Origin of the sequence: Cellulomonas massiliensis JC225, from assembly GCF_000312005.1 — a bacterium.
Taxonomy (GTDB): domain Bacteria; phylum Actinomycetota; class Actinomycetes; order Actinomycetales; family Cellulomonadaceae; genus Cellulomonas; species Cellulomonas massiliensis.
This window is the reverse complement of the sequence record NZ_HE978588.1, coordinates 1,425,223-1,435,455: the sequence shown is the minus strand read 5'-3', so window position 1 is coordinate 1,435,455 and position 10,233 is coordinate 1,425,223. Positions and strand designations below refer to the sequence as shown.

10 protein-coding genes and 1 pseudogene are annotated in these 10,233 nt (G+C 75.1%); 4 read left to right on the top strand and 7 right to left on the bottom strand.

The genetic code is table 11. The features are described 5' to 3' along the window. The coding region (locus tag HGCM_RS17345; RefSeq protein WP_019136109.1) for an aminotransferase class V-fold PLP-dependent enzyme at positions 1 to 649 on the top strand (649 nt) is incomplete at its 5' end. A gap of 87 nt (positions 650 to 736) precedes the next feature. Here the strand turns inward: HGCM_RS17345 and HGCM_RS06830 are convergent. The 6 genes from HGCM_RS06830 to HGCM_RS06805 all read right to left on the bottom strand — a co-directional run bounded on the left by HGCM_RS06830 (position 737) and on the right by HGCM_RS06805 (position 8,416). Beyond that, complete coding sequence (locus tag HGCM_RS06830; RefSeq protein ID WP_019136108.1) at positions 737 to 1,471, bottom strand: hypothetical protein; 735 nt, start codon at positions 1,469 to 1,471, stop codon at positions 737 to 739. A 138-nt stretch (positions 1,472 to 1,609) separates the two neighbouring features. Next, a complete protein-coding gene (locus HGCM_RS06825) occupies positions 1,610 to 3,445 on the bottom strand; it encodes a DUF4012 domain-containing protein (protein ID WP_019136107.1) in 1,836 nt (611 codons plus the stop codon). Positions 3,446 to 3,541: 96 nt separating this feature from the next. Further along, on the bottom strand, positions 3,542 to 4,870 hold the full coding sequence (locus HGCM_RS06820; protein ID WP_019136106.1) for an MFS transporter: 1,329 nt from the start codon (positions 4,868 to 4,870) through the stop codon (positions 3,542 to 3,544). Continuing rightward, positions 4,867 to 5,298: a MarR family winged helix-turn-helix transcriptional regulator gene (locus tag HGCM_RS06815; RefSeq protein WP_019136105.1), complete on the bottom strand. Its 432-nt coding sequence runs from the start codon at positions 5,296 to 5,298 to the stop codon at positions 4,867 to 4,869. The genes HGCM_RS06820 and HGCM_RS06815 overlap by 4 nt, the downstream gene beginning before the upstream one ends. 126 nt (positions 5,299 to 5,424) lie before the next feature. Next, positions 5,425 to 6,750, bottom strand: a complete 1,326-nt coding sequence (locus HGCM_RS06810) for a UDP-glucose dehydrogenase family protein (RefSeq protein ID WP_026075313.1) — start codon at positions 6,748 to 6,750, stop codon at positions 5,425 to 5,427. Between the two features lie 151 nt (positions 6,751 to 6,901). Further along, a complete protein-coding gene (locus tag HGCM_RS06805) occupies positions 6,902 to 8,416 on the bottom strand; it encodes an NCS2 family permease (RefSeq protein WP_019136103.1) in 1,515 nt (504 codons plus the stop codon). A 179-nt stretch (positions 8,417 to 8,595) separates the two neighbouring features. On the opposite strand from HGCM_RS06805, the gene HGCM_RS06800 reads away from it, so the two are divergent. The 3 genes from HGCM_RS06800 to HGCM_RS06790 are packed head-to-tail and all read left to right on the top strand — an operon-like array spanning position 8,596 to position 9,909. After that, positions 8,596 to 9,201: an arsenate reductase/protein-tyrosine-phosphatase family protein gene (locus tag HGCM_RS06800; protein WP_040398982.1), complete on the top strand. Its 606-nt coding sequence runs from the start codon at positions 8,596 to 8,598 to the stop codon at positions 9,199 to 9,201. 20 nt (positions 9,202 to 9,221) lie between these two features. Further along, positions 9,222 to 9,479 carry a DUF2530 domain-containing protein gene (locus HGCM_RS06795; RefSeq protein ID WP_019136101.1) on the top strand — a complete coding sequence of 86 codons (258 nt, stop codon included), beginning with the start codon at positions 9,222 to 9,224 and terminating at the stop codon, positions 9,477 to 9,479. A 19-nt stretch (positions 9,480 to 9,498) separates the two neighbouring features. Continuing rightward, positions 9,499 to 9,909: a VanZ family protein gene (locus HGCM_RS06790; RefSeq protein WP_019136100.1), complete on the top strand. Its 411-nt coding sequence runs from the start codon at positions 9,499 to 9,501 to the stop codon at positions 9,907 to 9,909. Positions 9,910 to 9,911: 2 nt separating this feature from the next. Here the strand turns inward: HGCM_RS06790 and HGCM_RS06785 are convergent. Next, positions 9,912 to 10,233, bottom strand: a pseudogene (locus HGCM_RS06785) (sacsin N-terminal ATP-binding-like domain-containing protein); the annotation flags it as partial.

The following is a 10,233-nucleotide window of genomic DNA, read 5'->3' as shown; positions in this document are numbered from 1 at the left end:
CGTCACCGGCTCGCGCGAGCAGGGGGCGCTCGTCGTCGTCGACGGCACCTCCGCCGCCGGCGGCCTCGCGGTCGACGTCGCCCAGACCGACGCCTACTACTTCGCGCCGCAGAAGTCGTTCGCCTCCGACGGCGGCCTGTGGCTGGCCGCGCTGTCCCCCGCGGCCGTCGAGCGGGCGGCCGAGCTGGAGAGCGGCGGCCGCTGGGTGCCGGAGTTCCTCTCGCTGACGACGGCGGTGGCCAACTCGCGGCTGGACCAGACGCTCAACACCCCGGCGATCGCCACGCTCGTCCTGCTCGCCGAGCAGCTGGACTGGATGCTCGAGCAGGGCGGCCTCGACTGGGCCGCGCGCCGGACGGCCACCTCCGCCGGGCACCTGTACTCCTGGGCGGAGGCCCGGGACTGGGCCGTGCCGTTCGTCGCCGACCCGGCCGTGCGCTCGTCCGTCGTGGGCACGGTCGACCTCGTGGGCGTCGAGGCCGCGACCGTCGCCGCGGTCCTGCGGGCGAACGGGGTCGTCGACGTCGAGCCCTACCGCAAGCTCGGCCGCAACCAGCTGCGCGTCGCCATGTACCCCGCGGTCGACCCCGAGGACGTCCTCGCCCTGACGGCGTGCGTCGACTGGGTCGTGGAGCAGCTCGCCGACTGACCACCCGCCGCTCCCGCCCGGAGCGGGACGCGACGAGGGCCGCCGGGATCACCCGGCGGCCCTCGTGCGTCGTGCTGGTGCTACGGCTCAGGCGTCCGCGTGGCGGCGGCGCAGCCAGGCCACGAGCCCGACGGTCAGCGCACCCAGCAGGAGCGCCCCACCGCCGACGGCGGCCAGCGGGCCGACGGTCGAGCCGGTGGCCGCGAGGACCTCCTCGCCCGGGGGCTCCTCGCCCGGAGGAACGGGGAGCACCTCCTCACCCGGAGGGGCGGCGCACTTGGGGCTCGACGGCGGGTAGGCCACGTGGACCGTCGCCTCGGGGTTGACCTGGAACGTCACGTCGACCTCGGGGCGGACCCAGTCGAACTCGTCGCCCTCGACCCACGTGCCGTCGGACAGCTGCGTCCAGCCGGGCCAGTCGACGGCGTTGCCGCTCTCGTCCACCACGGCGCCGGGCCACAGGACCGTGCCCTGCAGCGGCAGGTCCGCCTGCTGGTAGGTCTGGCCGTTGCCGGACCAGGTGAGCGTCACGGTGGTGTTCGGCGTGCCGACCGCCGTGACCTTGTACTGGAGCTTCGGGACGTCGCCGTCGCAGACCGGCGTCGCGTACTCGACGGTGAGCTCGCAGGGCAGGTCGTTGCCGTAGTCGTCCGTGTCGCCGAGGCAGCCGTACGACGGGTCGTCGCTGGGTGTGGCCGTCGCGCTGGCGCTCGCCGTCGGGCTGACGTCGGCGGGCGACACGGCGTGAGCGACACCCGGCGCGACGACGCCGACCACGATCGCCACGGCGACCGTCGCCCACGCGCGGAGGTGCTTGTTCATGGTGCTCCCCGGTTAACGGATGATCCGGACATTTCAGGCCCTCATCCTCGCCCCTCCGGGGCCGTTCGGGCCGTCTCCGATCGGGTGATTTTGTCCGTTTCACCCGATCTGATGCCCGGCGGCGCGGCGCTGCGCGCGTCAGTCCCCCGCGGCGTCGCCGCAGGTCGCGGTGACGTAGCCGGTCGAGGACGTCGTCGGCGTCGTCCAGACCTCGACGCGGCCGTCCCGCACCGGCACCTCGAACGTGTACCGCTGCGATCCGCCGGGCTCGAGCCGCGCCTGCACGGCCTGCACCGCCCGGTCGCCGACGGTCGCCGACGCCGCCGAGACGACCGCGCTGCCACGGCGGATTCCGCCGAGCGGCGCCCCCTGCGGCGCGTACGCCGTGACCGTCGTGACCAGCGAGCCGCGCGGGACGTCGTCGCCCCGGGAGCCCGTCACGTACGTCGGGAAGGACGCCACGTCGGCCGGCGGGTCGTACGACAGGTCGAGCCGCACGGTCGCCGTCGGCGCGTCACCCGTGCACCGCAGGTCCTCGACGGTGACGCGCGAGCGCAGCCAGAGGTCGAGCTTGCCGGTCGTCGCGTCGTCCAGGAACAGGCCCGTCGCGTCCGGGTGGTCGCCGGAGAGGAACGCCGCGCCGGCCACGGTGCGCGCGAGCTCGCGCTGCTCGTCCTCGTGGGCCGACCAGACCCGCACGCGCCCGTCCGCCGTGACGTCGCCCGCGACGCGCAGCAGGTCGACCGTGTCGCCCCGGCCGGTCGTCAGGTCGCCGAAGACGGCGGCGGCGACGCGGCCGAAGTAGGCGTCGGCGTCCGCCGGGTCGGGGAAGGTGAGGTACGCGTCGTGCAGCAGCACCTCGACGAGGTTGTCCTGCGTCAGGCGGGGACCGCCCTCGACCCGGACGGCGCCGAGCACGCCGAGCAGGTCGGCGACGGCCACCGGGTCGGTCGCGACGACGCCGTCGACGCGGTCCCCCGTCTCGCGCTCCCAGCGGGCGCTCACCAGCTCGGCCGCGCGCGGGAAGTCCGGGCTCGAGACCGCGTTCTGGACCCAGCGGCCCAGGCGCTCGCCGTACAGCGCCGTCTCGGCGTCGCTGAGCGGCAGCACGGGCTCCGGCAGCGGGCGCAGGTCGGCGGTGCTGAGGGTGCGCCCCAGCGAGAGCCGCCCGTCGTCGGCGTGCACCTCCACGACGGTGCCGACGATGCCGCCCGCGGCGCGCAGCTCGGCGGAGTTGAGGGCGAGGACGAGGTACGTGCGCTCCCCGTCGGCGCCGAGCATCCCGGGCAGCAGGGCGCTCACCGTGCGGGCGCCGTCGAGGGCCGCGGCCACCCGGCCGAGGCCGTCGTCGACGGTCCGGACGGGCCCGGCGAGCTGGTCGACCAGGCGGTCCGTCCGGAGGGCCGCGACCTGCTCGTGGGCGCGCTGCGCGACCTGCGACGCCGCGGCGATGCGCGGCGCGGCCTGCGCGAGGGCCTCGACGTCGAGGCGCCCGTCGTCCGAGCGCATCGTCGGTGCCGTGAGCAGGCGGGACACCTCGACCACCGTCGGGACGGCGTCCTGCGCCAGATCGTCGGCCGCCACCGAGACCGTCCGGACGGCCCGCAGCTGCTCCCCGAGCCACGGCACGTGCTGCGCGAGCGTCCACACCGGGTCGGAGGACGCCGCGCGGGCGCGCGCCGTCGCGTCCTGCGCCGCCGGGAGCGCGGCCTCCAGGGCGTCGAGGTCGCCGGACGTCACGTCCGTGCCCGCGTCCCCGAGCACGTCCTGCGCGTCCTGCAGCGCGGCCGCCGCCTGCACCGCGCGGAACGCGACCCAGCCGAGCGCGAGCACGACGACGACGAACACCAGTGCGACGACGAGCACCACGCGCCCGGTGCGGCGCCGGCGCCGGACCGCGGCCGACGGCGCGGGCGGCTCCGCCGCGGCGGGGTCGCGCTCGTCGGGCCGGTCGTCGGTCGTCGGGCTCGTCACGGGACGATCGTCACATGTCGGACATCCGATGCGGCCCCACCCGGGCGGCTTTCACCCGGGCGCCGTGCCGTCCGCACCCGCGGCCGCCCGGGCGGCTCACGCGGCGGACTGCCGCTCCGCCTCGTCCTGCACCGCGACCTTGCCCACCGCGACCTCGGCCCGCCGGGCGCCCGCGCCGTGGACGACCTCGAGGTGGGGGCGCTCGATCACGTGGTACCGGACGCGCACGTCCCACGCGCGGCGGGCCCACAGGGCGGCGCCCGCGGCGACGAGCAGCGCGGTGATCGACCCGATGCCGATGGCCCAGCGGGCGCCGAACGCCTCGCCGATCCAGCCGACGACGGGCGAGCCGACGGGCGTCGCGCCCTGGAACACCATCATGTAGAGCGCCATGACGCGGCCGCGCATCGCGGGGTCCGTGCTCATCTGGATGGTGGCGTTGGCGGCCGTCATCATCGTCAGCGACGCCAGCCCGACGGGGATCGAGGCGAGCGCGTACGTGAGGTACGACGGCATGAGCGCCATCGCGCCGGTCGCCAGGCCGAACGCGAACGCCGACCCGATCACGAGCCGCACCCGCGGGCGCTCCCGGCGCGCGGCGAGCAGCGCCCCCGCCAGCGAGCCGATCGCGAGCACAGAGCCCAGCACGCCGTACTCGCCGGCGCCCCGGCCGAACTCGGTGCGCGCCATCATGGCGCTCGTCAGCTGGAAGTTGAGGCCGAAGGTCGAGACCACGCCGACGACGACCATGATGAGCAGGATGTCGCTGCGGCGGCGCACGTAGCGCACGCCGGCGCGCAGCTGGCCCTTCGCGCGCGGCGCGCTGGGCATCGGCTGCAGCTCCGAGACGCGCATCGCGAGCAGCGCGCCGATCGTCGCGGCGAAGCTCACGGCGTTGATGACGAACACCCAGCCGGTGCCGACCCAGGCGATGAGCAGGCCCGCGACGCCGGGGCCGACCAGCCGCGCGGCGTTGAACGACGCGCTGTTGAGCCCGACGGCGTTGGACAGGCGGGCGGCGGGCACGAGCTGCGCGACGAACGTCTGCCGGACGGGCGCGTCGAGCGCGGAAACCACGCCGAGCAGCCCGGCGAACACGTACACCTGCCACAGCTGCGCGTGCCCGAGCAGGACGAGCACGCCCAGCGCGGCCGCGAGCACGCCCTGCGCGGCCTGCGTCGCCATGAGCAGCCTGCGGCGGTCGACCCGGTCCGCGATGACGCCGGCGAGCGGCGCGACGACGAGGAACGGCGCGAACTGCAGCGCGGTGGTGACACCGACGGCGACGCCGCTCTCGTCGGACAGCTGCGTGAGGACGAGCCAGTCCTGGGCGACGCGCTGCATCCACGTGCCGACGTTGGCGACGAGGGCGCCGGCGAACCAGAGCCGGTAGTTGCGGAAGGAGAGGGAGGCGAACGTGCTCATGCCTCGGCGATCCCCCGCAGCAGCTGGGCGGCGTCGGCCAGCACGGCGCGCTCCTCGGGCGTCATCGCCCGCAGCCGGGCGGCCAGCCAGTCGGTGCGCCGGCGCCGCGTCTCGGCGATCTCCTGGCGGCCGGCGTCCGTGATCGTCACGACGACGACGCGCCCGTCCGTCTCGTGCGGGGCCTTCGCGACGAGGCCGCGCTCGACGAGGCAGTTGACGGTGCGCGTCATGGTCGGCGGCTGGACGCGCTCGGCGTCGGCGAGCTGGCCGGGCGTCAGGGGCCCGCGCTTGTCGAGGTGGACGAGGACGGAGTACTGCGGGTCGGCGAGATCGGCCGCGCCTCGCTGGGCGCGGATGCGCCGGGCAGCCATGATCACGGCGGCACGCAGCTCTCCTGCCAGCTGGGGCGAGGAGGGGGCGGCGGGCACATGGTGAGCGTATCTCATTACTTCTGCTAACGATCTCGCGCACGGCCGCATTCCCGCCGGGCGCGCACGCGGACGGGGCCCGTGCAGCGGTCGCTGCACGGGCCCCGTCGGGGTCGCGGTGAGGCGCTACGGCCGGCCGAGGGCGCGGTACGTCCAGCCCGCGGCGCGCCACCGCGCGGGGTCGAGGACGTTGCGGCCGTCGAGGATCCGCTTGTGGGCGACGGCGGACGCGAGCGCGTCGGGGTCCAGCTCGCGGTACTCCTGCCACTCCGTCGCGAGGAGCACGACGTCCGCGCCCTGCGCGGCCTCGACCGCGGTCGTGGCGAAGTGCAGGTCAGGCCACTTGGCGCGCGCGTTCTCGATCGCCTGCGGGTCGGTCACCGTGACGTGCGCGCCCTGCAGCTGCATCTGCGCGGCCACCGACAGCGCCGGGGAGTCGCGCACGTCGTCGGAGTCGGGCTTGAACGCGGCCCCGAGCACCGCGACGCGGCGGCCGACGATCGAGCCGTCGCACACCTCGCGCGCCAGGTCGACCACCCGCACGCGCCGGCGCATGTTCACCGAGTCCACCTCGCGCAGGAAGCCCAGGGCGTCGCTGACGCCGAGCTCGCCGGCACGCGCCATGAACGCGCGGATGTCCTTCGGCAGGCAGCCGCCGCCGAAGCCGAGGCCCGCGTTGAGGAAGCGGCGGCCGATGCGCGCGTCGTAGCCGATCGCGTCGGCCAGGCGGGTCACGTCGGCGCCCGTCGCCTCGCACAGCTCGGCCATCGCGTTGATGAAGGAGATCTTCGTCGCGAGGAACGAGTTCGCGGCGACCTTGACGAGCTGCGCCGTCGCGTAGTCCGTCACGACGAGCGGCGTGCCCTCGCCGAGCGGCGTCGCGTACACCTCGTCGAGCACGTCGCGCGCCTTGCGGCCCTCGGCGGTCGGCTCCCCGTCGTCGTCCGTCGGCAGGCCGTAGACGAGGCGGTCGGGGTGCAGCGTGTCCTGCACCGCGAAGCCCTCGCGCAGGAACTCCGGGTTCCAGACGAGCACGGCCCCGGTCGGCGCGAGCTGCTCGGCGAGCCGCTCGGCGGTGCCGACGGGCACGGTCGACTTGCCCGCCACCACGTCGCCCGGGCGCAGGTACGGCGCCAGCGAGCCGACCGACGCGTCGACGTACGACAGGTCCGCGCGGAACTCGCCCGTCATCTGCGGCGTCCCGACGCACACGAAGTGCACGTCCGCGCCGTGCGCGTCGGCGATGTCGGTGCTGAACGTCAGGTGCCCGCCGGCCCCCGCCTCGGTGAGCAGCTCGGGCAGGCTGGGCTCGTAGAACGGGGCGCGACCCTCGCGCAGCGCGGCGACCTTGCGCTCGTCGACGTCGATGCCGACGACCTCGTGGCCGAGCGACGCCATCGCGGCCGCGTGGACCGCGCCGAGGTAACCGCAACCGATGACAGAGACACGCACGGGACGCTCCAGCGTTGGAGAAATCGGACGGGGTCCCGAGCGTAGTGGGCGCGGGCACGCCGCCGTCGGGTGATGTGACGGGTCTGACACGACGCCTCGCGCGACGACGAGGGCGCGCCGACCGGCCGGTCGGCGCGCCCTCGTCGGTGGCTCAGACGCCCAGCAGGGCCTTGATCGGCCCGAGCAGGAAGTAGGCGACGAACAGCGCCGCGGTGACCCACATGAGCGGGTGCACCTGGCGCACCTTGCCGACCGCGAGCTTGATGACAACGAACGTGATGACGCCCGCGCCGATGCCGGCCGTGATCGAGTAGGTGAACGGCATGAGCACGATCGTGAGGAACGCGGGGATCGCGAGCTCGTAGTTCTTCCAGTCGATCCCGGTCACCTGCATGACCATGAGGAAGCCGACGACGATGAGCGCCGGGGTGGCGGCCTCGAACGGCACCATCTCGACCAGCGGCGACAGGAACGTGGCGAGCAGGAACGCGACGCCCGTGGTCACGGCCGCCAGGCCCGTGCGCGCGCCGTCGCCGACGCCCGCCGCCGACTCGATGTAGCTCGTGTTGGAGGAGACGCTGCCGGCGCCGCCCGCGGCCGCCGCGATCGAGTCCACGACGAGGATCTGGCGCGTGCGGGGCGGGTTGCCCTCCTCGTCGAGGAGGCCGGCCTCGCCGCCGATGGCGACCATGGTGCCCATCGTGTCGAAGAAGTCGGCCAGCATGATCGAGAACACCAGCAGGACGACCGCGACGAGCCCGATCTTCTCGATCGACCCGAACAGCGAGAACTGCCCCAGCAGGCCGAAGTCCGGCGTGCTGACGAGCCCGAGGACGCCGTCCTCCGGCAGCTTCGGGACGTTGAGCGCCCAGCCCTCGGGGTTGACGCCGCCGTCGTCCGGCAGCACCTTCGGGCCCACGTTGGCGACGAGCTCGACGACCAGCGCGAGGATCGTGCTCGCGACGATCGCGATGAGGATCGCGCCCTTGACCTTGCGGACCATGAGGATGATCGCGAGCAGCAGGCCGAACGCGAAGACGAGCAGCGGCCAGCTGCCGAGCGAGCCACCGATGCCCAGCTCGACGGGCGTGGCCAGGCTGGCGGGGATGCGCACGAAGCCGGCGTCCACGAAGCCGATGAAGGCGATGAACAGGCCGATGCCGACGCTGATGGCCGTCTTGATCTCGCGCGGCACGGCGCGGAAGACCGCCTGCCGGAAACCGGTGAGCACCAGCACCAGGATGATGAGGCCCTCGAGCACGACGATGCCCATCGCGTCGGCCCACGTCATGCCGGGCAGCGCGGCGATCGAGTAGGCGACGACCGCGTTGAGGCCGAGGCCGGCGGCGAGCGCGAGCGGGAAGTTCGCGACGACGCCCATGAGGATCGACATCACGCCGGCGACCAGCGCCGTCGCGGCGGCGACCTTCGCCAGGTTCGGCTCGGCACCGCCGCCGAGGAACGAGCCCTGGAAGCCGTTGTCCTGGACCGTGCCGATGATGAGCGGGTTGAGGACGATGATGTAGCTCATCGTGAAGAACGTCACGAGACCGCCGCGGATCTCGGTGCCGATGGTCGAGCCACGCTCGGAGATCTTGAAGAAGCGGTCGATCGCGTTCGTCGGCGGCGCGCTACGCGGGGCCGCCTGGTCGGTGGTGGAAGCCATGCGCGGAGTGTGGCAGACCTGTGTTTCCGACGTGTACACCGCTCGGCGCAGAGCCGGACGCGCGTCCAGCTGCGACTCGTCGGGTTGGCCCCGGTCCGTCCGTCACCCGCCGGTGGGGCGCCTGGGCCGACCGGTGGACGTGGCGGGCCGCGGGACGCGGCGCTCGGCATGATGGACGCATGTCCCCCTCTGACGCGCACGCTCCCGTGCGCGTGCTCGCGGTCTGCACGGGGAACATCTGCCGGTCGCCGGCGGTCGAGCGGCTGCTCGCCCTCGGCCTCGGGGCCGCCTACCCGGGCGGGCAGGGCGGCGGCCTCGCGCCGGCGGTCGTCGTGGCCTCCGCCGGCACCGGGGCCCTCGTCGGCTCCCCCATCGCCCCGCCCATGGCCGCGCTGCTGCGCGAGCACGGCGCGGTGACGGACGGCTTCGTGGCCCGGCGGCTGACCCCCGCGATGGTCGCCGAGGCGGACCTCGTCCTGGCGCTCACGCGCCGGCACCGCGCGGCGGCGGTCGAGCTCGTGCCGTCGGCCGTCCGGCGCGCGTTCACCCTGCGGGAGTTCGCCCGCCTCGTCACCGCGGTCGACCCCGCGCAGCTGCCGGGCGCCGACTCGACGACGGCGGACCGGCTCGCGGCCCTGGTGCCCGCCGCGGCGGCGGCGCGCGGCTTCCCCGCCGGCGACGACGACGTGGTCGACCCGTACGGCGGCAGCGCCGCGCTCTACCGGCGCTCGTTCGACCAGCTCGCGCCCGCGGTCCGCGCGATCGTGGCGGCGGCCCGCCGCTGAGCGGCGCGTAGGCTCGGCCCGTGCCCACCCTGCTGCGCCGCGAGTACACCCACGCGCCCCCGCCGCCGGTCGCGGTGGACCTCGCGCGCGTCATGCTCGTCGGGTGCGGCGCCTGGCTGGTGGCGCTCGTCGTGACCGTGCTGCTGGCCGCGACGGGGACGACCGGCTGGGAGCCCGCGCAGGTCTGCGTCGCGGGCCTGGTGCTCGGCCTCGTCGGCGTGCCGCTCGCGCGCCGCAAGCAGGCCGACGCGTCGGCGCCCCGCCGCCCGACCCCCTGACCCGACGCCTCCCCACCCGATGCGCCGAGGGCCGCGCCGCCGCACGCTCGTCGCCCTGCTCGTGGTCTACCTCGCCGCGGTCGCCTGGGTGACGCTGCGTCCCGACCTCGCGCCGGACTCCGCGTTCGACGCCGTCCGGGCTGCCGCCGCGTGGCTGCGCGCGCGGGGCGTGGCGGTGACGTTCGCGCTGGTCGAGGCGCTCGCGAACGTCGTCATGTTCGTGCCGTTCGGCCTGCTCGTGGGGGCGCTGCAGCGGCGCACGTGGCTGGTCGTCGTCGCCGGCTGCCTCACGTCGGCGCTCATCGAGACGCTGCAGCTCGCGTTCCTCCCGACGCGCGTCGCGACCCTGCAAGACGTCGCGATGAACACGCTCGGCGCCCTGCTGGGCGTGCTCGCGCTGCGCCTGGCCGCGCGGCCGCGGCGCGCCTGAGCTCAGCCCTCCCAGGCGGCGTCGAGGGCGACCTCCGCGGCGCGCCCCGGCTGCACCAGCGCGACCTCGAGCGCGTGCCGCAGCGACCAGCGGCCGGTCCGCTGCGCCAGCGCGGCCGCGAGGCCGGCGAGGTGCACGGCGTGCGGGCGGCCCGCCTCGTCCACCCACCACTCGACCGGGACGCCGTCGACCCGCAGGTCCTCGTGCTCCAGCCACGAGGGAACGCCGGGCACGAGCGCGGCGACGGCGCGCGGCACCGGCACCGGCGTCCCGGCGCCCTCCAGCCGTCCCGGCGCGAGCTCGTCCACGCGCGGCAGGTCGAGC

Excerpts from the sequence above, each read along its gene's own strand:
- HGCM_RS06830 (WP_019136108.1), bottom strand. The coding sequence starts at position 1,471 with ATGAACAAGCACCTCCGCGCGTGGGCGACGGTCGCCGTGGCGATCGTG.
- HGCM_RS06820 (WP_019136106.1), bottom strand. The coding sequence starts at position 4,870 with ATGAGCACGTTCGCCTCCCTCTCCTTCCGCAACTACCGGCTCTGGTTC.
- HGCM_RS06805 (WP_019136103.1), bottom strand. The coding sequence starts at position 8,416 with ATGGCTTCCACCACCGACCAGGCGGCCCCGCGTAGCGCGCCGCCGACG.
- HGCM_RS06800 (WP_040398982.1), top strand. The coding sequence starts at position 8,596 with ATGTCCCCCTCTGACGCGCACGCTCCCGTGCGCGTGCTCGCGGTCTGC.
- HGCM_RS06790 (WP_019136100.1), top strand. The coding sequence starts at position 9,499 with ATGCGCCGAGGGCCGCGCCGCCGCACGCTCGTCGCCCTGCTCGTGGTC.